The organism is Mesorhizobium subarcticum (genome assembly GCF_055456085.1).
This window is the reverse complement of the sequence record NZ_CM144237.1, coordinates 4,460,980-4,483,441: the sequence shown is the minus strand read 5'-3', so window position 1 is coordinate 4,483,441 and position 22,462 is coordinate 4,460,980. Positions and strand designations below refer to the sequence as shown.

The 22,462-nt window shown below is 62.7% G+C and carries 14 protein-coding genes and 2 pseudogenes; 7 read left to right on the top strand and 9 right to left on the bottom strand.

What is annotated here, in order from left to right; translation table 11 throughout:
* Positions 1-18: 18 nt before the first annotated feature.
* Together ACZYHG_RS21785 and ACZYHG_RS21780 are read right to left on the bottom strand one after the other, a co-directional pair.
* Positions 19-378: a diacylglycerol kinase gene (locus ACZYHG_RS21785; RefSeq protein ID WP_027029167.1), complete on the bottom strand. Its 360-nt coding sequence runs from the start codon at positions 376-378 to the stop codon at positions 19-21.
* A gap of 78 nt (positions 379-456) precedes the next feature.
* The gene (locus ACZYHG_RS21780) at positions 457-873 is read right to left on the bottom strand and encodes a GFA family protein (protein ID WP_464610325.1); all 417 of its coding nucleotides are present in this window, start codon (positions 871-873) and stop codon (positions 457-459) included.
* A gap of 410 nt (positions 874-1,283) precedes the next feature.
* Here ACZYHG_RS21780 and ACZYHG_RS21775 point away from each other — a divergent pair, with 410 nt between their 5' ends.
* Complete coding sequence (locus ACZYHG_RS21775; protein ID WP_464610324.1) at positions 1,284-2,354, top strand: diguanylate cyclase; 1,071 nt, start codon at positions 1,284-1,286, stop codon at positions 2,352-2,354.
* A gap of 113 nt (positions 2,355-2,467) precedes the next feature.
* Here the strand turns inward: ACZYHG_RS21775 and ACZYHG_RS21770 are convergent, their stop codons facing one another.
* The 3 genes and pseudogenes from ACZYHG_RS21770 to ACZYHG_RS21760 form a co-directional block, all read right to left on the bottom strand.
* Positions 2,468-3,841, bottom strand: coding sequence for a class II 3-deoxy-7-phosphoheptulonate synthase (locus tag ACZYHG_RS21770; RefSeq protein ID WP_464610323.1), 1,374 nt, complete (start codon positions 3,839-3,841; stop codon positions 2,468-2,470).
* 135 nt (positions 3,842-3,976) lie between these two features.
* A pseudogene (gene mfd / locus ACZYHG_RS21765) lies at positions 3,977-7,475 on the bottom strand (transcription-repair coupling factor).
* A gap of 72 nt (positions 7,476-7,547) precedes the next feature.
* The gene (locus ACZYHG_RS21760; protein WP_464610322.1) at positions 7,548-7,835 is read right to left on the bottom strand and encodes an FAD assembly factor SdhE; all 288 of its coding nucleotides are present in this window, start codon (positions 7,833-7,835) and stop codon (positions 7,548-7,550) included.
* A 92-nt stretch (positions 7,836-7,927) separates the two neighbouring features.
* On the opposite strand from ACZYHG_RS21760, the gene recG reads away from it, so the two are divergent.
* Positions 7,928-10,036: an ATP-dependent DNA helicase RecG gene (gene recG, locus ACZYHG_RS21755; protein WP_464610321.1), complete on the top strand. Its 2,109-nt coding sequence runs from the start codon at positions 7,928-7,930 to the stop codon at positions 10,034-10,036.
* On the opposite strand, the gene ACZYHG_RS21750 is transcribed toward recG, so the two are convergent.
* The 4 genes from ACZYHG_RS21750 to ACZYHG_RS21735 all read right to left on the bottom strand — a co-directional run bounded on the left by ACZYHG_RS21750 (position 9,988) and on the right by ACZYHG_RS21735 (position 15,237).
* Positions 9,988-10,740, bottom strand: coding sequence for a DUF502 domain-containing protein (locus tag ACZYHG_RS21750; RefSeq protein ID WP_027058805.1), 753 nt, complete (start codon positions 10,738-10,740; stop codon positions 9,988-9,990). The genes recG and ACZYHG_RS21750 overlap by 49 nt on opposite strands.
* A gap of 190 nt (positions 10,741-10,930) precedes the next feature.
* Positions 10,931-12,754 carry a glutamine--fructose-6-phosphate transaminase (isomerizing) gene (gene glmS, locus ACZYHG_RS21745; protein WP_464610320.1) on the bottom strand — a complete coding sequence of 608 codons (1,824 nt, stop codon included), beginning with the start codon at positions 12,752-12,754 and terminating at the stop codon, positions 10,931-10,933.
* Between the two features lie 200 nt (positions 12,755-12,954).
* Positions 12,955-14,331, bottom strand: a complete 1,377-nt coding sequence (gene glmU / locus ACZYHG_RS21740) for a bifunctional UDP-N-acetylglucosamine diphosphorylase/glucosamine-1-phosphate N-acetyltransferase GlmU (RefSeq protein ID WP_464610319.1) — start codon at positions 14,329-14,331, stop codon at positions 12,955-12,957.
* A 159-nt stretch (positions 14,332-14,490) separates the two neighbouring features.
* Positions 14,491-15,237 carry a cytochrome c biogenesis CcdA family protein gene (locus ACZYHG_RS21735; RefSeq protein ID WP_464610318.1) on the bottom strand — a complete coding sequence of 249 codons (747 nt, stop codon included), beginning with the start codon at positions 15,235-15,237 and terminating at the stop codon, positions 14,491-14,493.
* 270 nt (positions 15,238-15,507) lie between these two features.
* On the opposite strand from ACZYHG_RS21735, the gene ACZYHG_RS21730 reads away from it, so the two are divergent.
* The 5 genes and pseudogenes from ACZYHG_RS21730 to ACZYHG_RS21710 all read left to right on the top strand — a co-directional run bounded on the left by ACZYHG_RS21730 (position 15,508) and on the right by ACZYHG_RS21710 (position 22,456).
* Positions 15,508-15,885 carry a COG4315 family predicted lipoprotein gene (locus ACZYHG_RS21730; protein ID WP_464610317.1) on the top strand — a complete coding sequence of 126 codons (378 nt, stop codon included), beginning with the start codon at positions 15,508-15,510 and terminating at the stop codon, positions 15,883-15,885.
* A 366-nt stretch (positions 15,886-16,251) separates the two neighbouring features.
* Positions 16,252-18,874: pseudogene (topA, locus tag ACZYHG_RS21725) on the top strand (type I DNA topoisomerase); the annotation flags it as partial.
* An 8-nt stretch (positions 18,875-18,882) separates the two neighbouring features.
* The gene (gene rnr, locus ACZYHG_RS21720; protein WP_464610316.1) at positions 18,883-21,189 is read left to right on the top strand and encodes a ribonuclease R; all 2,307 of its coding nucleotides are present in this window, start codon (positions 18,883-18,885) and stop codon (positions 21,187-21,189) included.
* Positions 21,189-21,641, top strand: a complete 453-nt coding sequence (locus tag ACZYHG_RS21715) for a DUF983 domain-containing protein (RefSeq protein ID WP_464610315.1) — start codon at positions 21,189-21,191, stop codon at positions 21,639-21,641. The genes rnr and ACZYHG_RS21715 overlap by 1 nt, the downstream gene beginning before the upstream one ends.
* Before the next feature lie 74 nt (positions 21,642-21,715).
* The gene (locus tag ACZYHG_RS21710) at positions 21,716-22,456 is read left to right on the top strand and encodes an NUDIX hydrolase (RefSeq protein WP_464610314.1); all 741 of its coding nucleotides are present in this window, start codon (positions 21,716-21,718) and stop codon (positions 22,454-22,456) included.
* The last annotated feature ends 6 nt before the right edge of the window (positions 22,457-22,462 follow it).

The window sequence follows — 22,462 nt, the reverse complement described above, 5'->3', positions numbered from 1 at the left end:
CATGTAGGATCAGGGATGCTAAATCGGTAGGCCGGTGATCCGCTCGATGAGCGCGATGCCCCAGACGCCGGCGACGATGACCACCGAAATCAGCACTGCCAGCGAGCCGCAGTCCTTGGCCAGCTGGATGTCGACATTGAACTCGCGACTGAAGGCATCGCAGGCCGCCTCGATGCCGGTGTTCAGCACCTCGACCATGATCAGGAGCAGGACCGCGCCGATGAGCAGGGCATAGCCACGCCACGACACCGAAACGAACCACCCGGCCGGCAAGGCCAATGCGAGCAGCATCAGTTCCTGCTGGAATGCCTTCTCGCTGGCGGCCAGCTTGCGGAACGCCCGCACAGAATTGATAAAAGCATCGATCAGTCGCTGCATGCCCAAACCCCGTTCGGAATCACCGGCACGGGATAAAGCAATGACCCGGTCAATGGAATAAGGCGGCTCGTCCAAAATTCATTCCGCGACCGGAATTGATGGCGTTGATTTCTCAAACTGCGGCAGCCCGTCATCGATCGAATAATAATCGCCCTTGTCGCCGACGAAGATATGACAGTCGCCCTTGAGGCCTGTGGGATTGTCGAACGATCCGGCCATGACCGAAATATAGTCCTGATCCCCTGGCTTCCAGAACAGCACCGACCCGCATGTCTTGCAAAAGCCGCGCCTGGCGAACGCGGACGCTTCATACCAGGTGATGCTTTCCGCGCCTTCGATCACGATGTCGGCGTCGGCAACATTGGTCGCGGCATAGAAATGTCCGCTCTGCTTGCGGCATTGCGAGCAATGACAGTAGACGACGCCGCGCAGCGCCCCACTCGTTCGGAAGCGCACCGCTCCGCACAGACATGATCCCTGGCGACTGTCGCTCATTCCGGCTCTCCCTAGGCAATCCTGTCTAGCATCGTCGTCAGGATTCCAGCTTTGCGGTGGTTACGCGCAAGCAAATGCGACATCGACTGGCGTGACAAATTCGAAATTCAGTTTCATTTCCAGCAGCGCGATCCTGCAATTCGGATTCAAGGCCACCAAAACTGGATGTTGTCCCGCCGCGATGGTGAAAAAGTTTACGCTTCTACAGCCACAAGTAGAGAAAAACCTGTGGATGTCGTGCGAATTAAGGAAACTTTAGCGCTGCCGCAATTATGGTCTTTCAAGCGAAGGTCGTGGGTGGGGACGCGCCTCTTCGCAAATTGGTCTGGGATGTCGGTAGCCTTCCCCATGTCGGCGACAAGTGGAACCCGCAAACTCTGTCGGGATCCCAGGGGAAGAGTGAATTTGACATGCAGCCGGCAGCCGCCCCAACCGAAAAAGACACCGATATTGCATCCGCTGTTGTCGCCACCATGCGCCAACTGGGGGTACTCGGCCTGCCGCGCAACTACGAAATCTTCTACGAAGCCCTGAGCGGCACCAATCGCGAGCTCAGCCTTGCTGTCCTTGCGCTGAGCAGCCGGCCGACACAGGACGAGCTGGACAAGATCGGGCGCGCTTTCTTCGCCCAGAACCATGGTCCCAGCATCGTCGAGCATGCCCGAGACGTCATCGCCAAGGAGCTTGAGGACGTCGCTTCGTTGTTGAGAAGCGAGCGCAGCCACATCGAGAAATACGGCAGGATCCTCGACGAGACATCGAGCGGCCTGAGCAACCGCAGCCTCCTCTCCCAGGATCTTCTGCAGAAGATCGCCAACGCCATGGCGGTCGCCACCAATTCGACCATCGATCACGGCCGGCAGGTCGCCTCGACGCTCAACGACAAGACGGCCGAGCTTGAGAGCGTCAAGTCGAAGCTCGAGGAATACAAGCGGCTGGCCGACACCGACCCCTTGACCCACATCTGGAACCGTCGCGCCTTCGACAAGGAAATCACCAGGATCTACACCAGCAACAAGGGCATCCTGTTCAACGCCTTGATCCTTGCCGACATCGATCGCTTCAAGGACATCAACGATCGCTATGGCCATCCTGTCGGCGACAAGATCATCCAGATCATCGCCGAGATTTTCCAGACCAGCATCCGCGGCGACATGTTCGTTGCCCGCACCGGCGGCGAGGAGTTCGCGCTGATCATCGAAGGCGCCAGCGAAGACGCCACCTATGAGATCGCGGAGCGCATTCGCGCTCTGATCGAGCAGACGCCGTTCACCAGCAGCCAGACCGGCATGAATTATGGCACCGTGACGGTATCGATGGGCGTCTGCATGGCGTCGGAGGCCGAGGGGCCCGAAGACCTCTACACCAAGGCCGACCGGGCGCTCTACCGCTCGAAGGTGAGCGGGCGCAACCGCGTCACCAAGCATTCGACAATGGCCGGCCGCGCCGGCAAAAGCTGGCTGCTCTACAAGAAGGACTGACCCTCCGTCTTGCCGGTCCCCGTGTCGTCGGCGCCTCAGCCAATCTGGCGCTGACCAGCCACTAAAAAGCGCCGGATTTCTCCAGCGCTTTTCAATTCCGATAGAAGCTGAAATCAGCCGTTGACGGCCTGCTTGTGCTGTACCGGATGGCTCTTCTTCAAGAGATCCGACACCAGAAAGGCCAGTTCGATCGCCTGGTCGGCGTTGAGGCGCGGGTCGCAATGCGTGTGGTAGCGGTCCTGCAATTCCTCGGCCGTGATCGCACGCGCGCCGCCCGTGCATTCGGTGACGTTCTTGCCGGTCATCTCGACATGGATGCCGCCCGGATGCGTGCCTTCGGCGCGGTGCACCTCGAAGAAGGTCTGCACCTCCTTCAGGATGCGGTCGAACGGCCGGGTCTTGTAGCCGGCGGCCTCGATGGTGTTGCCATGCATCGGGTCGGATGACCATACAACACTGCGGCCTTCCTTCTGCACCGCACGCACCAGCTTGGGCAAATGGTCGGCGACCTTGTCCGAACCAAAGCGGGCGATCAGCGTCAGCCGGCCGGGCTCGTTCTCCGGATTGAGCAGGTCGATCAGCTCCAGCAAACCGTCCGGTGTCAGCGACGGGCCGCATTTCAGGCCGAGCGGGTTCTTGATGCCGCGGCAGTATTCGACGTGGGCATGGTCGGGCTGGCGGGTGCGGTCGCCGATCCAGATCATGTGGCCCGACGTGGCGTACCAGTCGCCGGAGGTCGAATCGACGCGGGTCAACGCTTCCTCATAACCCAGCAGCAGCGCCTCATGGCTGGTGTAGAAATCGGTCTCGCGCAGCGCATAATTGGTTTCCGAGGTAATGCCGACGGCCTTCATGAAGTCCATCGTCTCGGTGATGCGGTTGGCGAGCGCGCCGTATTTCTCGCCTTGCGGGCTGTCGGCGACGAAGCCGAGCATCCAGCGGTGCACATTCTCCAGGCTGGCATAGCCGCCCTGCGCGAACGCGCGCAGAAGGTTGAGCGTCGCCGCCGACTGGCGGTAGGCCATCTCCTGGCGTGCGGGATCGGGAATGCGCGATTTGGCGTCGAACTCGATGCCGTTGATGATGTCGCCGCGATAGCTCGGCAGCGTCACATCGCCCTTGGTCTCGTTGTCGGACGAGCGCGGCTTGGCGAACTGGCCGGCGACGCGGCCAACCTTCACCACCGGCTGTGCGCCGGCGAAGGTCAATACGACCGACATCTGCAGGAAGACGCGGAAGAAGTCGCGGATGTTGTCGGCACCGTGCTCGGCAAAACTCTCGGCGCAGTCGCCGCCCTGGAGGAGGAAGGCGTCACCGTTTGCGACAGCCGCCAGCTGTTTCTTCAGCTTGCGCGCCTCACCGGCAAAAACCAGCGGTGGAAAGGTGGCAAGCTGGGCCTCCGTGCTCTTGAGCGCGGCAAGGTCCGGATAGGCAGGAACCTGCTTGATCGGCTTTGCTCTCCACGAATTCGGCGACCATTTCGTCATCGCTGCACCCAAAACTCTTTCCGGCGAGCACCCTCGCCCGCCATTTCCGCCCCTATATGGGTTGGCGGCTCCATACACGAAGCCGATTTCCTATTCTAGACTGGAATTTCAGCACTGGCGAATGGGCCGGGTGGGCTAGGCCGCCTTCTCCACCAGCCGCGCCAGTTGCGTCATGACCACCGCCGAGCCTGCCAACCGCTTCTCGGCCGTTGGCCAGTCGCGGGTGAAGACGACGCTATGGTCCGGCCGGATCTTGGCCAGCGAGCCCTGCTCGCCGATAAACTTGACCAGACCGACCGGGTTGGAGAATTCGCGCTTGCGGAAATGGATGACGACGCCCTTGGGACCAGCATCGAGTTTTTCGACATTGGCCTTGCGGCAAAGCGCCTTGATGAACACGATCTTCAGGAGATGCTTGACCTCGTCCGGCAGCGGACCGAACCGGTCGATCAGTTCGGCGCCGAACGCGTCGATCTCCTCGGTGTTTTCGAGATCGCCAAGGCGGCGGTAGAGTGCCAGCCGCAGTTGCAGGTCCGGCACATAGCTTTCCGGGATCATAACAGCCGTACCGACGGCGATCTGCGGCGACCAGCCGCCATCCTGGACCTCGCCGGAATCCTTCACCTCGGCCACGGCCTCCTCCAGCATTTGCTGGTACAGCTCGAAGCCGACCTCCTTGATATGGCCGGACTGTTCTTCGCCCAGAAGATTGCCGGCGCCTCTGATATCGAGGTCGTGGCTGGCGAGCTGGAAGCCGGCGCCCAGCGTGTCGAGCGACTGCAGCACCTTCAGCCGGCGCTCGGCGGTGTCGGTCAGCTTGCGGTTGGCTGGCAGCGTGAACAGCGCATAGGCGCGCACCTTGGAGCGGCCGACGCGGCCGCGCAGCTGGTAGAGCTGCGACAGGCCGAACATGTCGGCGCGATGGATGATCAGCGTGTTGGCCGTTGGGATGTCGAGGCCGGATTCGACGATGGTGGTCGACAGCAGCACGTCGTACTGGCCGTCATAGAAGGCATTCATGATGTCGTCGAGTTCGCCCGGAGGCATCTGGCCATGGGCCACGGCGACTTTCAGTTCAGGAACCGATTCCCTCAAGAAATCATGGATGTCCGCGAGATCGCTGATGCGTGGTACCACATAGAAGGAATGGCCGCCGCGGTAGCGTTCACGCAGCAGCGTCTCGCGAATGACCAGCGGATCGAAGGGCGAGATGAAGGTGCGCACCGCCATGCGGTCAACTGGCGGCGTGGCGATCAGCGACAGTTCGCGCACGCCCGTCAGCGCCAGTTGCAGCGTGCGCGGGATCGGCGTCGCCGACAGTGTCAGCACATGCACATCGGCCTTCAGGTCCTTCAGCCGCTCCTTGTGCTTGACGCCAAAGTGCTGCTCCTCGTCGATGATCAGCAGGCCGAGATTCTTGAACGAGATCGCGGAGCCGAGCAGCGCATGGGTGCCGATGACAATGTCGACCTGGCCCTCGGCAATGCCTTTCTTGGTCTCGGCGAGTTCCTTGGCACCAACCAGCCGCGAGGCTTGGCCAACCCGGATCGGCAGGCCGGAGAAGCGCTGCGAAAACGTCTTGAAATGCTGGCGTGACAACAGCGTCGTCGGCACCACCACGGCGACCTGGAACCCTTCCATGGCCGCGATAAAGGCGGCGCGCAGCGCCACTTCGGTCTTGCCGAAGCCGACGTCACCGCAGATCAGCCGGTCCATCGGCTTGCCGGCGCCAAGATCGTCCCGCACCGAGTTCGATCGCGCTCTGCTGATCGTCGGTCTCCTCATAGGGGAAACGGGCGGAGAACTCGTCATAGAGGCCTTCGGCCGGCACCAGTGCTGGTGCGGCGCGCATCTGCCGCTCGGCGGCGATGCGGATCAACTGCCCGGCCATGTCGAGCAGGCGCTTCTTCAGTTTTGCCTTGCGTGACTGCCAGGCGCCGCCGCCCAGTTTATCCAGCGTCGCTTCGGCTGTATCGGAGCCGTAACGCGACAGAAGCTCGATGTTTTCCACCGGCAGGAACAGCCGGTCGTCGCCGGCATAGTGAATCTCAAGGCAATCATGCGGCGCACCGACCGCCTCGATGGTACGCAGGCCAATGAAACGGCCAATGCCATGGTCGGCGTGGACAACGATATCGCCAGCCGACAAGGCCGAGGCTTCGGCAATGAAGTCGGACGCGCGCTTCTTGCGCTTCGAACGCCGGATCAGCCGGTCGCCCAGAATGTCCTGTTCGGCGACAACGACCAGTTTTTCCGTTTCGAAACCGGATTCAAGCGGCAGCACGGCCAATGCCGCCTGCCCCGGCTCGAGCTGTTCGGCTTCGGCAAGGGTTTCGACCTGTTTGAGATTGCCAAGATGGTGCTCGGCGAGAATCTGGCCAAGCCGGTCGAGCGAGCCTTTGGTCCAGCCTGCGACGACCACACGGCGGCGCGCCGCGCGTTCATCGGCGATGTGCCTGACGACGACATCGAAGACATTGATGTTCGGATCGGCGCGCTCCTCGACGAAGCTGCGGCCATGGCGCGAGCCGGCGTGGTAGACCTTTTTGGCGCCGGCATCGGGCGCGTCGAAGGGCGTGAAGTCGATCGCTTCGCGCGGCCCGAGCGAGGCGATCAGGTTTTCCGGCGAGAGATAAAGCAGGTCCGGTGGCACCGGCTTGTAGGGCACGGCATCCTTCAATGAGGCGTCGGCCTGCTTTTTGCGCGCCTCATAGTGATCGAGGATCAGCGTATGGCGTTCGGCAAGCGCCTCATGCGCCAGATGGTCGAAAATGACAGGCGTGTCGGGCAGATAGTCGAAGACGGTCTCCAGCCGTTCGTAGAAGAACGGCAGCCAGTGTTCCATGCCGGCGAAGCGCCTGCCCTCGCTCACCGCCGCGTAGAGCCCGTCATCGCGCTGGGGAGCGCCGAAGGCTTCTATATAGGAGCGACGGAAGCGGCTGATGGTTTCCGGCGTCAACGCCACTTCGCTCATCGCCTGCAGCGCCATCGACTTGCGCTGACCGGTGGTGCGCTGCGTGCCGGCATCGAAGACGCGGATCGATTCCAGCGTATCGCCGAAGAAGTCGAGCCGAAGCGCCTCGGTCCAGCCCGGCGCAAAGAGGTCGAGAATGCCGCCGCGCACCGCGAATTCGCCGATGCCACGCACTGTCGGCACCCGCTCGAAACCGGATGTTTCCAGCCGCGACACCAGCGCGTTCATGTCGATCTGGTTGCCGGGCCTGGCATGAAACGTCTGTGCTTCGACCAAATCGGCCGGCGGAATGCGCTGCAGCAGCGCATTGGCGGTGGTGAGGATGACGGCGCGGTGCGGCTTCTTCGCCAATGCGATCATCGCGGTCAGCGCATCGAGGCGCTTGGCGGCCGCATCCGAACCGGGCGAGACGCGGTCATAGGGGAGGCAATCCCAGGCCGGCAGTTCCAGCACCGGCAGGCCGGGGGCGGCGAAGGACAGAGCTTCGATAATGGCCGGCAAGCGTTGGCCGTCACGCGCCACGAACAGCACCGGCTTGTCGGGCGCGATCTCGAGTGCCGCCTGCACCAGCGCGAAGGCTTCATAGCCGTCGGCGACGCCATCGACGATGAACTGGCCGGCGCGGCCTTTCGGCAAGCCAATGACGGGAATGAGGCTCATAAAATCACGGTCTTGTTTTGTCGCAATTCCGGACGGAAAACCGCTTCGCACTTTTCCTGGAATTGCTTGTGTTCAGAATGTCATGGTCCGGCGGGACGCCAGGATCTTTTGCAGGACGGCACAATCGATATCGGAAGGCACCAAGCGTTCGCCCGTGACCAGCGGCAGGAATTCGGTGTCGGTGATGTCGAGGAGCCTTTCATATTGGTCGATTTCCTCGTCGGTCAAGGCAGCGATCTCGGCGTCGGCGAAAGTGCCGAGGATGAGGTCCATCTCGCGCATGCCGCGATGCCACGAGCGGAACAAGAGCTTGCGGCGCCTGATATCCAGCCCCTCGCTTGATCGTTTCGTTCCGGTCATTGTGCCGCATCCTCACTTGCTGCGGCGCATATAGCGTGGATAGAGGGTGCTGTCAGCCTTGCGCTGAGGCCGTCGCGACATAAGCTGACATCATGCGTCCTTCCATCCTCGATCCGCTGTTTGTCCCGATCACTTCGCTTGCCGGCGTCGGGCCGAAGGTCGGCGCGCTGATCGAGAAGGTGGTCCCCGCCGATCTCGGTGATCGCGCCGCGCGCGCCGGCGACCTTCTGTTCGTACTGCCGCACACCGTCATCGACCGCCGCAGCAGGCCAGGCATTGCAGGGTCCGCGGAAGGCCAGATCGTCACGCTCGATGTGCGCATCGACCGCCACCAACCGCCGTCGCGCGGCAACAGATCGGTGCCCTACAGGGTCTATGCCCATGACGATACGGGTGAAATCGGCCTGACTTTCTTCCATGCGCACGCCGCCTATCTCGAAAAGGCAATGCCCGTGGGCGAGCATGTCGTGGTCTCGGGCCGCATGGAATGGTTCAACGGCCGCCCGACCATGGTCCACCCCGACCATATCGCGCTGGCCAGTGAGGCGGAAAACCTGCCGCTGGTCGAACCGGTCTATCCGCTCACCGCAGGCCTCTCGGGCAAGGTGCTGCGCCGGGCGATCGGCCAGGCGCTGGCGCGCTTGCCCGAACTGCCCGAATGGCAGGATGGCGCCTTCATGCGCCGGCACACTTTTCCCACCTTTGCCGACGCGCTCACCCGCATCCACAATCCGGCGGACCCAATCGACGTTTCCATCGATGGTGCGGCCTGGCGACGTCTCGCCTATGATGAATTGCTGGCCGGCCAGGTCTCGCTGGCGCTGGTGCGGGCAAAGGTCCACCGCCTGTCCGGCCGTCCGCTGGTCGGCGACGGCCGCATCGTTGAGAAACTGCGCGCCGCTCTTCCCTATTCGCTGACATCGAGCCAGGAATTCGCTCTCGCCGAAATCAATGCCGACCTCGCCGACCCCGAGCGCATGCTGCGGCTGCTGCAGGGCGATGTCGGCTCCGGCAAGACGGTGGTCGCGCTGCTGGCCATGGCACGCGCCGTCGAGGCCGGCGGCCAGGCGGCGTTGATGGCGCCGACCGAAATCCTGGCGCGCCAGCATCTGGCGACGATCGCGCCGCTTGCCGCCAAGGTCGGGCTGCGCATCGCCATCCTGACCGGCCGCGAGAAAGGCCGCGAACGCACCGACACACTGGCCGGTCTGGCCAGCGGCGAGATCGACATCGTCATCGGCACCCACGCGCTGTTTCAGGAGACGGTGACATTCCACGACCTCGTCTTCGCCGTCATCGACGAGCAGCATCGCTTCGGCGTCCATCAGCGGCTGGCCTTCACCGCCAAGGGCGATGCGCCCGACATGCTGGTGATGACCGCGACCCCGATCCCGCGCACGCTGGTGCTGACCGCTTTCGGCGATATGGATGTGTCGAAACTGACGGAGAAGCCGGCCGGCCGCCAGCCGATCCGCACCGTCACCCTGCCGCTGGAACGGCTCGACGAGCTGGTCGCCCGTATGGAGGACGCCATCGCCGGCGGCCAGAAAATTTATTGGATCTGCCCGCTGGTTGAGGAGTCCGAAGAGATCAAGCTGATGTCGGCCGAGGATCGCTTTGCTTCGCTGAAGCCGCTGTTCGGCGACCGCATCGGCCTTGTCCATGGCCGCATGAAGGGTGCCGAGAAGGACGAGGCGATGCGCGCCTTCAAAGAGGGCGAGACCCGCATCCTGATCGCCACCACGGTCATCGAGGTCGGCGTCGACGTGCCGGACGCCACCGTCATGGTCATCGAACATGCCGAGCGCTTTGGCCTTGCACAGTTGCACCAGTTGCGCGGCCGCGTCGGGCGCGGCGACAAGCCCTCCTCCTGCGTGCTGCTCTACAAGGATCCGCTCGGCGAGACGGCAAAACGCCGGCTTTCTGTAATGCGCGAAACCGAGGATGGTTTTTTGATTGCCGAGGAAGACCTCAAACTGCGCGGCGAAGGCGAGCTTTTGGGCACCCGCCAGTCCGGCACGCCGGGTTTTCAGGTGGCGCGCATCGAGGCGCATGCCGACCTGCTGGAGGCGGCCCGCGACGATGCGAGGCTGATCCTGTCACGCGACCCGGAACTGCAATCCGATCGGGGTGAAGCGCTGCGCCTGTTGCTCTATTTGTTCGGCCGCGACGAGGCCGTGCGGCTCTTGCGCGCCGGATGAGGCCCTAGCGGCGGATTGGCGACCGTTCCGTTGATCGGCTCGCCGTTCAGCGTCACCATCTTGCTTTTCACCTCGGGCGCCACCAGCCCAGCCGACACGATCAGCTTGGCGCCCTCCTCGATCGTCATGTCGAGCAGCACAATGTCGGATTTCAGCACATACATCAGGAAGCCGGTAGTCGGGTTTGGCGTGCAAGGCATGAACACGGCGATCAGCGGATCGCCTTCCTGGTCGAGCTTCTGGTTGATCTCGGTTTCCTTCTCGCTGGCGACGAACACCAGCGACCACACCCCCTTGCGCGGATACTCAACCAGCCCGACCTGGCGGAACATGTCACCCTTGTTCGACAGTACGGTCTCGAAAATCTGCTTCAGCGAGCCATAGATGCCGCGCACCAGCGGCATCCGGCCAAGCAGCCTATCGCCGAAACCGACAATGGCGCGACCGACAATGTTAGCGGTGAGAAAGCCGATCAGCGTGATCAGGATCAGCGCGACGATCAGCCCGAACCCCGGTACCGGAAACGGCAAATAGGTGTCTGGACTGTAACGTGCTGGAATGTATGGCTTTACCCAGGAATCGACCCAGCCGATGAACGACCAGGCGATATAGGCGGTGATCGCCAGCGGCGCGCAGACGATGAAGCCTGTGAGGAAATAGTTCCTCAGCCGGGTCATGCCGGAAGTCTTGGGGGCATCGGACATGGTTCACCGGGGGCGCGGGTTGCAGCGCAACATTAGTGAACTGGAAGGGGCTTTGAAACTGCGAAGTTTTTAAAGGGTCGATTATGCGCCATCGCCGGCGCGGTCATGCGGGCGGAATGGCCCACCGGACGGACCAGGACGAGCGGCCACCTGACCGGTTCGTCGTTCGGGCGTATCGGCGATCGTCCCCCTACTCCACCGTCACCGACTTCGCCAGATTGCGCGGTTGGTCGACGTCAGTGCCCATGAACACGGCGGCGAAATAGGCCAGCATCTGGATCGGCAACGCGTAGATGATCGGCGAAATGATTTCCGGCACATCCGGCAGGATGATCGTCTCCATCGTCTTCACGCTCACCTGTGCCGCGCCCTTGGCGTCGGTGATCAGGATTATCTTGCCGCCGCGCGCCGCCACTTCCTGCATGTTGGACACGGTTTTCTCGAAAATGCGGTCATGCGGCGCAATCACGATGACCGGCATGTTCTCATCGATCAGCGCGATCGGCCCGTGCTTCAATTCGCCCGCCGCATAGCCTTCGGCGTGGATATAGGAGATTTCCTTGAGTTTTAGCGCGCCTTCCATGGCCAGCGGAAAATTGGTGTCGCGGCCGAGATAGAGCACGTCCTTGTAGCGCGAGAGTTCGCGCGCGATCCGCTCGATCTGCTCTTCGAGCTTGAGCACCTGATTGGCATAGCGCGGCGCTTCCGAAAGCGCGCGAACCAGGGTCTTTTCCTGCTCCTTCGAGATCGTGCCGCGAGCCACGCCGGCGCGCACGGCGAGAGACGCCAGCACTGAGAGCTGGCAGGTAAATGCCTTGGTCGAGGCGACGCCGATCTCCGGGCCGGCCAGCGTCGGTAGCACCACATCGGATTCGCGCGCCATGGTCGATTCGCGCACATTGACGATGGCGCCGATCTTCATGCCCGCCTTGCGGCAGTAGCGTAGCGAGGCCAGCGTGTCGGCGGTCTCGCCCGATTGCGAGATGAAGAAAGCGGCATCGTTTGCCGAAAGCGGCATTTCGCGATAGCGGAACTCCGAGGCGACATCGATATCGACCGGCAGCCGCGCATAGCGCTCAAACCAGTATTTGCCGATCAGGCCGGCCAGATAGGCGGTGCCGCAGGCCGAGATTGCCAGCCGGCCGATCTTGGCGAAGTCGAATGGCAGGTCGAGCGGCTTCGAGACGCCTGAGACGAAATCCACATAATGCGCCAGCGTGTGCGAGATCACCTCGGGCTGTTCATGGATTTCCTTCTCCATGAAATGGCGGCGGTTGCCCTTGTCGACCATGAAACTGGTCGACAGCGACTGCTGGCGCTTGCGCTCGACCTTCTTGCCGTCGATGTCGAAGATGGCGACGCCGCCACGACGCACCACGGCCCAGTCGCCGTCTTCGAGATAGGTGATCGAATTGGTGAACGGGGCAAGCGCGATGGCGTCGGAGCCCAAAAACATCTCGCCGTCGCCATGGCCGACTGCCAGAGGCGGGCCGTTGCGGGCGCCGACGATCAGGTCTTCGTCGCCCTTGAACATAATGGCCAGCGCAAATGCGCCTTCCAGCCGCTTCAATGCCGCATGCGCCGCCTCGACCGGCTTCAGCCCCTTGCCCAGTTCGCGTGCCACCAGATGCGCCACGACCTCGGTGTCGGTCTGCGACGAGAAGGAATAGCCGTCGCGGATCAGCTCGTCGCGCAGTTCGGCGAAATTCTCGATGATGCCGTTGTGGACGATGGCGACGCCGTTGGAAAAATGCGGGTGTGCATTGGTCTCGTTCGGAACGCCATGCGTCGCCCAGCGCGTGTGGCCGATGCCGATCGTGCCGTCGAGCGGCTCGTCCTTGAGGCGGCGTTCGAGGTTGACCAGCTTGCCTTCAGCGCGGCGGCGGCCAAGTTCGCCATGCTCTATGGTGGCGACGCCGGCCGAGTCATAGCCACGATATTCGAGCCGCTTCAGCGCGTCGACGATGAGCGGCGCGACTTGCGAATTGCCGACGATTCCAACGATCCCGCACATGCAGACAGTCCCCGATTCCCCAGGCAAAACCAGCGCTTATTTAGGGATCGCCGGTTCGCCGTGAAAGTCACATTGCATTTCGTCCGCTGTAATGGACGCTTCTCAACGCATGCACCATGCCAGACCGCTCTTGCAATCCAGTTACTGCAATTGCTCTATTTTCGATTGCTTCGGTAAGGAAGAAAAACACCAAATAATTGCTAATGGTCGGCGCCAGCCGCCTTCTTTTTCGCCGCGGCGGCCGATGCAAAGCGCTCGCGCAACTCCTTGCCCTTGCCGGGGATAGTCTTCTGGCGGGCGCGGCCAAAGGCCAACGCGTCGTCAGGCACACTTTCGGTGATGACGCTGCCCGACGCGATGTAGCCGCCCTTGCCGATCGAAACCGGCGCCACCAGCGAGGAATTCGAGCCGATGAAGGCACCCTCGCCTATGTCAGTGAAGAATTTCGAATAGCCGTCATAGTTGCAGGTAATGGTGCCAGCGCCGATATTGGCGCCTGCGCCAACGCGAGCATCGCCGATATAGGTCAAATGGTTGACCTTGGCGCCCTCCTCGATGACCGCCTGCTTGACCTCGCAGAAATTACCGACCTTGGCTTTCTGCTTGAGGTCGGCGCCCGGGCGAAGCCGCGCGAACGGACCGACATCGCAATTGGACGCAATGGTTGCGCCTTCGATATGGCTGAAGGCGTGAACCTTGGCGCCTGTCGCGATCTTCACGCCCGGACCAAACCAGACATTCGGCTCGACGATCGTGTCGGCGCCGATTTCGGTGTCGTGCGAGAAATACACGGTTTCCGGCGCAATCAGCGTCACGCCCGACAGCATCGCCTCGTGCCGTCGGCGTGCCTGCCAGATGCCCTCGGCTTGCGCGAGTTCAGCGCGGTTGTTGATGCCGAGCGCGCTTTCGAAGCTGGCTTCGGTGGCAACGACATCGAGCCCCCGGGCGCTGGCGATCTCGACGATGTCGGTCAGATAATACTCGCCCTTGGCATTCTTGTTGCCGACGGCGTCGAGCAGCTTCAAGGCGTGTGCGCCGGCCACTGCCATCATGCCGGCATTGCAGAAGCCGATTTTCTTCTCCTCTTCGGAGCAGTCCTTTTCCTCGCGGATGGCAGTCAGCTTGCCGTCCTTTTCGATCAGCCGGCCATAGCCGGTTGGGTTGGGCGGGCGAAAGCCGATCACCACAACAGCCGCACCTTCCGCCAGTCTCAACCGCGCCACCGTCAGGGCATCCGCATCAATCAGCGGCGTGTCGCCGAACATAACAAGCACATCGTCGTAACCCTTTGATATTGCTTCACGCGCGGCCAACACGGCATGTGCAGTCCCAAGCCGCTTCTCCTGCACGAAGGTCTCGGCCTTCGGTGCGAACTTCGCGGCTGCCTTGCGCATCTCATCCGCGCCATGCCCGATCACCAGCGCCTGGCCGCTGGCACCGGCGGCCTCGGCCGCCTTCACCACATGGGCGACCATCGGCAGTCCGGCAATCTGGTGCAACACCTTCGGCAGCGCACTCTTCATGCGCGTGCCTTCGCCGGCGGCGAGGATGACGGACAGGCAGGATCTCTGGCTCATGGGAGGCAACCGTATAAAAGGGTTGGGAATCAAAGCATGCTAGCAGCGGCGCCATGCTGCACCAATGCGGTTAAATTCCGGTGAGATAGGACGAGCAACTTACTTTTAATCAGTGGTTCAAAGGGCAATTTGAACGCGAAATATGTTCGGCAGCGGCAACTAACCCAGCCGCCCCAGCACCGGAAAGTTCTCCAGCAGCCAATAAGACACCGTCTGCACGCCGCCGGTGAGGAAAAACACACCCGCTACCACCAGCAGCGCGCCGATCGCCTTTTCGACTCGGCCGAGATGGACGCGGAACCTGCCGAGGAAGCGCATGAAGGCGCCGGAAAACAGCGCCGCGATCAGGAACGGGATGCCAAGCCCGAGCGAATAGGCGGCGAGCAGCAGCGCGCCCTCGCCCACGGTTTCGCGGCCGCCGGCCAGCGTCAGGATCGGCCCCAGCACCGGGCCGATGCAGGGCGTCCAGCCGAAAGCGAAGGCCAGCCCCATGACATAGGCGGCAATCGCACTGGCCGGCTTGCCCTGCGACTGGAAGCGCGCCTCGCGCGACAGCAGCGGGATGCGCAATATGCCAAGGAAATTCAGGCCCATAAGAATGATCAGCACGCCGGCCCCCATCGCCAACGGCTCCTGCCAGACGCGCAGCAGCCGGCCGATGGTCGAGGCGCCGGCGCCAAGCGCTACAAAAACGGTCGAAAAGCCGAGCACGAAGGCGATCGAGGAATAGAGCAGTGCGCCGCGCGCGCCTTCACGCGCCGTCGCACCCGCATTGCCGCGGAAATCGTCGACCGACACGCCGGCCATATAACAGAGATAAGGTGGCACCAGCGGCAGCACGCATGGCGACAGGAACGAGATCGCCCCCGCTCCGACCGCGCTGACATAGCCGATGTCCAATGCCATTCCAAAGCTCCGACAGTTAGGCGACGATATAGCGGCGCTCTGGCCTGTGCGCCAATCACCAATGTGTGGCAACCGGTCGCTGTTCGGCAATCGCACTGGCCGGGAATCCCGCTGCGCCACCATCCAAGTACGAACGGAGCGGGAGAATTGTTACCGGCCTGCCGGCGATCGATTCCCAGTCCCCTCGGGAAGATACCGTGACCGCCAGGCGTTGACACTGCGAGGCCGCGATTTCCCGCGTGTCTCCAAGTATCAGCCAGGGAGATTTCCATGAAAACCATAACCATAGGGCTGGCAGCACTTTTGCTGAGCACCGCCGCTTCCTTCGCCGCCGAAGCGTGGAAGGAAGCCGAGGTCAATGGCACCAAGATCTACACCGACGCCAATGGCATGACGCTCTATACCTATGACAAGGACGAGAAGGGCAAGACCAATTGCTACGACAAATGCGCCGCCAACTGGCCGCCGCTGAAGGCCGAAGCCGGCGCCAAGGCCGACGACGAATGGAGCGTTGTCGACCGCACCGACGGTACTAAGATGTGGGCCTATGACGGCAAGCCGGTCTACACCTTCATCAAGGACAAGAAGGCCGGCGACGTGACGGGAGATGGCGTCGCCGACGTCTGGCACATCGTCAAGGCCAACTAGGCCTCAACACCCGTTCCCGCTCGCTGGCGGGGCATCAGTTGGTCGCCGGGCTCCCTCCATTCAGCCGGCGGCCAGCTTTTTGTGAACCGGGGCAGTTGCCTGGTGTCCTGCGTGTGATGGAACTCTTCGACTCGCCGAACATGAAACGGGCTGTTTCCGCCGGCTCCGTGCCATCCTCCCCCAAAGCAAAAATTCTGTGATTTTCTCCATACACTCTAAGAGTGTATTGCTCCGGACAGCCCCGCAATTTGGGCGCTTCCCCTTGACCGGATGCAAAAGCGCGGCCATGTGAGCGACATACAGAACCGAGATTTCGTCGCGCGCAGCGGAATTCTTCTGCCGCATCACAGCTGATAATGAGACCTCATGGACGTCGTCGTCGTCGAATCGCCGGCCAAGGCGAAGACAATCAATAAGTATCTCGGCAAGAACTATAAGGTTCTGGCCTCGTTTGGCCACGTCCGCGATTTGCCGGCCAAGGATGGCTCGGTGCGTCCTGACGAGGATTTCGCCATGTCCTGGGCGGTCGACACTGCCTCGGGCAAGCGCCTCTCCGATATCGCCAACGCGGTCAAGGATGCCGACGGGCTGATCCTCGCCACCGATCCGGATCGCGAAGGCGAAGCCATTTCCTGGCATGTACTGGAAGTGCTGAAGCAGAAGCGCGTGCTGAAGGACAAGCCGGTCAGCCGCGTCGTCTTCAATGCCATCACCAAATCGTCTGTGCTGGAAGCGATGGCCAATCCGCGCCAGATCGATGCGCCGCTGGTCGATGCCTATCTCGCCCGCCGCGCGCTCGACTATCTCGTCGGCTTCACGCTGTCGCCGGTGCTGTGGCGCAAACTGCCGGGCGCTCGTTCGGCCGGCCGCGTCCAGTCGGTGGCGCTGCGTCTTGTCTGCGACCGCGAATCCGAGATCGAACGCTTCATCCGCGAGGAATACTGGCAGATCGCTGCTCTGCTCGGCACCCCGCGCAACGACACTTTCGAGGCGCGGCTGACTGCGTTCGAGCGCAAGAAGCTGCAAAAGCTCGACATTGCCAACAAGGCGCAGGCCGACGACATCAAGGCGATGCTCGAGGGTGCCACCTTCAAGGCGCTGTCCGTCGAAGCCAAGCCGACCAAGCGCAATCCCGGTCCGCCCTTCACCACATCGACGCTGCAGCAGGCGGCCTCGTCGGGCCTCGGCTTCTCCGCCACGCGCACCATGCAGGTGGCGCAGCGGCTCTATGAAGGCATGGAGATCGGCGGCGAGACCACCGGCCTGATCACCTATATGCGGACCGACGGCGTGCAGATGGCGCCCGAGGCGATCGACGCTGCCCGTGACGCAATTGCCAAGGAGTTCGGCCCGAAATACCTGCCGGAGAAGCCGCGCCAGTACACTGCCAAAGCCAAGAATGCCCAGGAAGCGCACGAAGCCATCCGCCCGACGGATTTCATGCGCACCCCGGCATCGGTCCGCCAATATCTCGATTCCGACCAGATGCGGCTCTATGAGCTGATCTGGAAGCGGGCTATCGCCAGCCAGATGCAGCCGGCCGAAATCGAGCGTACCACGGTCGAGATCGAGGCGGTGAACGGTGCCCGCACGGCGGAGCTGCGCGCCGTTGGTTCCGTCGTTCGCTTCGACGGCTTCATCGCCGCCTACACCGACCAGAAGGACGACGACGCGGAAGACGAGGAAAACCGCCGTCTGCCGGAAATCCGGGCTGGCGAGCAGCTTGCCCGTCAGGCGATCAACGCCACCCAGCACACCACCGAGCCGCCGCCGCGCTATTCCGAGGCGTCGCTGATCAAGAAGCTGGAAGAGCTCGGCATTGGCCGGCCATCGACCTACACCGCGATCCTGAAGACGCTGGAAGACCGCGACTACGTCACCATCGACAAGCGCCGGCTGGTGCCGCAGGCCAAGGGGCGTCTGCTGTCCGCCTTCCTGGAAAGCTTCTTCGAGCGCTATGTCGAATATGACTTCACCGCCTCGCTCGAGGAAAAGCTCGACGAGATTTCCGACGGCAAACTCGCATGGAAGGACGTGCTGCGCGACTTCTGGAAGGATTTTTCCGGCGCTGTCGCCGACATCAAGGAACTGCGCGTTACAGACGTGCTCGATGCGCTGAACGAGGAACTGGCGCCGCTGGTGTTTCCGACGCGGGAAGACGGCTCGAACCCGCGCATCTGCCCGAAATGCGGGACCGGCAATCTGTCGCTGAAGCTCGGCAAGTTCGGCGCCTTTGTCGGCTGCTCGAACTATCCGGAATGCTCGTTTACCCGCCAACTCGGCGACGCCGCCAACCCGAATGGCGAGAATGGCGGCGGCGATGACGGCACCAAGGTACTTGGCAAGGATCCTTACACGGCCGAGGAAATCACCCTGCGCTCAGGCCGCTTCGGCCCCTATCTGCAGCGCGGCGACGGCAAGGAAGCCAAGCGCTCTAGCCTGCCCAAGGGCTGGACGCCAGAACTCCATCGACCATGAGAAGGCGCTGGCCCTGCTGGCGCTGCCGCGCGATATCGGCAAGCATCCCGAAACGGCCAAGATGATCTCGGCTGGGCTCGGCCGCTACGGCCCGTTCGTGCTGCATGATGGCACCTACGCCAATCTCGAAAGCATCGAGGATGTGTTCTCCATCGGCCTCAACCGCGCCGTCACGGTGATTGCCGAGAAGCAATCGAAGGGCAAGGGCGGCCGCAATGGCGGCACTGCCGCTGCGCTCAAGGAACTTGGCGACCATCCCGATGGCGGCGGCAAGATCGTCGTGCGCGACGGCAAATACGGGCCTTACGTCAATTTCGGCAAGGTCAACGCCACGCTGCCGAAAGGCAAGGATCCGCAATCGGTGACGATCGAGGACGCGCTGGCGCTGATTGCCGAGAAGGAAGCCAAGGGCGGCGGCGGCAAGAAGCCGTTCCGCAAGGCGGCAGCGGCAACCAAGGCGCCGGCAGCCAAGAAGACAGCCGCCAAAAAGCCGGCCGCGAAGAAAAAGGGTAGGACAGCGTGGCGCGCAGGATCACCGGAAGAAGCCACGGCGATCCACGCACCGCCGACACGAGAGCGAAGGTCAAGGATGACTATAAGCCCTCGCGTGACGAAATCCTGCGCTACATCGCTGAAAATCCCGACCGTGCCGGAAAGCGCGACATCGCCAAGGCGTTCGCGCTGCGCGGCGACGATCGCATCTGGCTGAAGGATATTTTGCGCGACCTGCAGGACGAAGGCGTCCTCACCAAGGAGCGCAAAAAACTGGCCCGCGTCGGCGCCCTGCCCCATGTCGCCGTGCTCGACATTTTTGGCCGCGACGGCGATGGCATCTTGCTGGCGCATCCGGCCGAGGCCGTCGGCCCCGGCGAACCGCCTGTTGTCTCGATCCGCGTGTCGCGCAGCGGCAACGGCCCGGCGCCCGGCATTGGCGATCGCGTGCTGGCCAAGACTTTCCCGACCGATGAGCCGACCGGCCCCGCCTATACCGGGCGGGTGATGAAGATCTTCGAGAAGCGCACCGATGCCGTGCTCGGCGTCTTTCGCGTGCTTCAGGACGGCACCTTCCGCATCGAACCGGTCGAACGGCGCCAGCCCGAGCTGATCGTCGACAAGGAATTCCAGAACGGCGCCAAAAATGGCGATCTGGTCGAAGTCGAGCCCGCGCGCGCCTCCCGCTTTGGGTTGCCGAGAGCCAAGGTGCTCAACGTGCTGGGTTCGCTGACCAGCGAAAAGGCGGTCTCGATGATCGCCATCCACGCCCACGACATCCCGCACATCTTCCCGACCGACGTCATCGCAGAATCCGAAGCCGTGAAGCCGGCAACGATGGATCATCGCGAGGACTGGCGCGACCTGCCGCTGGTCACCATCGATCCGGCCGATGCCAAGGATCATGACGACGCCGTCTTCGCTACGCCAGATCTCGACGAAAAGAACCCCGGCGGCGTGATAGCCACCGTGGCGATCGCCGATGTCGCCGCCTATGTGCGCTATGGCACGGCGCTCGACCGCGAGGCCTTGAAGCGCGGCAATTCGGTCTACTTCCCCGATCGTGTCGTGCCGATGCTGCCCGAGCGCATTTCCAACGATCTCTGCTCGCTACGCGAAGGCCAGGACCGCCCGGCGCTGGCGGTGCGCATGACCTTCTCCGCCGATGGCCGCAAGATCAGGCACTCCTTCCACCGCGTGATGATGAAATCCACGGCGAAGCTTGCTTACCAGCAGGCACAGGCGGCAATCGACGGCATGCCCGATGACAAGACCGGCCCGATCCTCGACACGGTGCTGAAGCCGCTCTGGGACGCCTATGCGATCCTGAAACGTGGTCGCGACGGCCGCCAGCCGCTCGAACTCGACCTTCCGGAGCGCAAGATCCTGCTCAAGCCGGATGGCACGGTCGATCGCGTCATCGTGCCGGAGCGGCTCGACGCTCACAAGCTGATCGAAGAATTCATGATCCAGGCCAATGTCGCCGCCGCCGAGACGCTGGAGGCAAAGAAGCAGGCGCTGGTCTACCGCGTCCACGATGCGCCGTCGCTCGCCAAGCAGGAATCGCTTCGCGAGTTCCTGCAGACGCTTGGCCTGTCGCTGGCGCGCGGCGCGCAGATGCGGCCTGCTCAGTTCAACGGCATCCTGGAACGCGTGCGTGGCGCCGACAATGAGGCGCTGGTCAACGAGGTGGTGCTGCGTTCGCAGAGCCAGGCTGAATACTCGCCGAAGAACATCGGCCATTTCGGCCTCAACCTGAGGCGCTACGCGCATTTCACCTCGCCGATCCGCCGCTACGCCGACCTGATCGTGCATCGCGGGCTTATCGCCGCACTCGGCCTCGGTCCGGGCGGTCTGACGCAGGATGAGGAGGCGCGGCTCGAAGACGTTGCGGTGCTGATCTCCGGCACGGAGCGGCGCGCCATGGCGGCCGAGCGCGACACGGTCGACCGGCTGATCGCGGCCTATCTTGCCGAGCGCATCGACGACCGGTTCGACGCCCGCATCTCCGGCGTCACCAAATCAGGACTTTTTGTCCAATTGCCGCAATTTGGCGCAGATGGCTTCATCCCGGTGTCAACTCTGGGCGGCGATTACTATATATACGATGAAACGGCCCGCTCCCTGTTCGGAGAACGCACGGGCAAAGGCTACCAGCTCGCGGACCGCGTCGAGGTCCGACTCATCGAGGTGGCGCCAATGGCTGGTGCGATGCGCTTCGAGATGTTGACCGACCCGAAGCCCCTGCCAGGCTCCAGCAAGTCGTTTCACAAGGCCAAGGGCCGCGCCCGTGCGTCGCAATCGCGACCGGGTTCGCGCGGCAGGAGACGATGATGCCAAAAGAATTAGGGATACAAGAACAGGTTTTCGGCGGCGAACATCACACCGGCAGGGTTGCCCGCCCCTTGTGGACGGCGATGAAGCGCGGCTTCCTGGGCCGCTGCCCGAACTGCGGCGAAGGCAAGCTGTTTCGCGGCTTCACCAAGACCGTCGAGACCTGCAGCGTCTGCGGCGAGGAAATCCACCACCATCGCGCCGACGACCTGCCGGCGTATCTGGTCATCGTCATCGTCGGCCACATCGTTCTCGGCGCTTTCATGGGCGTGGAGGCGACATCCGACCTGTCCACCTGGCAGCACATCCTGATCTGGGTGCCCTTGACCATTATCTTGTCGGTTGCCCTGCTGCAGCCTGTCAAAGGCGCCGTCATCGGACTGCAATGGGCGTTCTATATGCACGGCTTCGGTGACGAAAAGGATGGGATCGAGCCGCATCCCGGAACCTAGCGCGCCATCTGGCGCAACGTACCGACCGTGAAAGGCCACTTTCGTTTGCAAGAACTTTCCGCTAGGTCCAGCGCATGGAAGCAATGACCAAGGCGGACGTCGACAAGCTCGACAAGGGTCTTGCCGCACATGGCGGCCGGCCCCTGCGTCCGCGTGACGCCGCGACGCTGATTCTTCTCGACCGCAAGGGCGATGAGTTTCTGGTTCTTATGGGCCGCCGCCACGCCGGCCACGCCTTCATGCCTGGAAAGTTCGTGTTTCCCGGTGGCCGCACCGATCCGGCCGACAGCCGCATCGCCACAGCCACCGCATTGCACCGCGATGAGGAAGCGAAGCTGCTTGCGGGTCCCGGCCGCACCAGTGCGGCGCGAGCCCGCGCTGTCGCGCTGTCCGCAATTCGCGAGACTTACGAGGAAGCCGGGCTGCTGATCGGCCAGAAGGCCGCCTTTGCGACCGACAAGCGTGACTGGCAAGGTTTTGTCGAACACGGCGTAAGCCCTTCGCTCGAAACGCTGCGTTTCATCGCCCGTGCCATCACCCCGCCCAACCGGGTGCGCCGCTTCGACACGCGTTTCTTCAGCGCCTGGCGCAACGATGTCGCGGTTGAACTGCCAGGTGGCGGCCCAACCAACGAGCTCGAGGAACTGGTCTGGCTGCCGCTTGCCAAGGCCAGGGAAGCCGACATACCCGACATTACCCGAATGATCCTGGACGAGCTGGAAAAGCGCCTCGCCCATGATCCACTGCTGCGGCCGGGCGGTCCCGTGCCTTTCTACCGGCTTGTCCGCAACCGCTTCATCCGCGAACTTCTCTAGGGCAAT

Bases quoted from the DNA above. Each gene is read 5' to 3' on its own strand.
- ACZYHG_RS21785 (WP_027029167.1), bottom strand. From the start codon at position 378: ATGCAGCGACTGATCGATGCTTTTATCAATTCTGTGCGGGCGTTCCGC.
- ACZYHG_RS21780 (WP_464610325.1), bottom strand. From the start codon at position 873: ATGAGCGACAGTCGCCAGGGATCATGTCTGTGCGGAGCGGTGCGCTTC.
- ACZYHG_RS21775 (WP_464610324.1), top strand. From the start codon at position 1,284: ATGCAGCCGGCAGCCGCCCCAACCGAAAAAGACACCGATATTGCATCC.
- ACZYHG_RS21770 (WP_464610323.1), bottom strand. From the start codon at position 3,841: ATGACGAAATGGTCGCCGAATTCGTGGAGAGCAAAGCCGATCAAGCAG.
- ACZYHG_RS21760 (WP_464610322.1), bottom strand. From the start codon at position 7,835: ATGACCGGAACGAAACGATCAAGCGAGGGGCTGGATATCAGGCGCCGC.
- recG (WP_464610321.1), top strand. From the start codon at position 7,928: ATGCGTCCTTCCATCCTCGATCCGCTGTTTGTCCCGATCACTTCGCTT.
- ACZYHG_RS21750 (WP_027058805.1), bottom strand. From the start codon at position 10,740: ATGTCCGATGCCCCCAAGACTTCCGGCATGACCCGGCTGAGGAACTAT.
- glmS (WP_464610320.1), bottom strand. From the start codon at position 12,754: ATGTGCGGGATCGTTGGAATCGTCGGCAATTCGCAAGTCGCGCCGCTC.
- glmU (WP_464610319.1), bottom strand. From the start codon at position 14,331: ATGAGCCAGAGATCCTGCCTGTCCGTCATCCTCGCCGCCGGCGAAGGC.
- ACZYHG_RS21735 (WP_464610318.1), bottom strand. From the start codon at position 15,237: ATGGCATTGGACATCGGCTATGTCAGCGCGGTCGGAGCGGGGGCGATC.
- ACZYHG_RS21730 (WP_464610317.1), top strand. From the start codon at position 15,508: ATGAAAACCATAACCATAGGGCTGGCAGCACTTTTGCTGAGCACCGCC.
- ACZYHG_RS21715 (WP_464610315.1), top strand. From the start codon at position 21,189: ATGCCAAAAGAATTAGGGATACAAGAACAGGTTTTCGGCGGCGAACAT.
- ACZYHG_RS21710 (WP_464610314.1), top strand. From the start codon at position 21,716: ATGGAAGCAATGACCAAGGCGGACGTCGACAAGCTCGACAAGGGTCTT.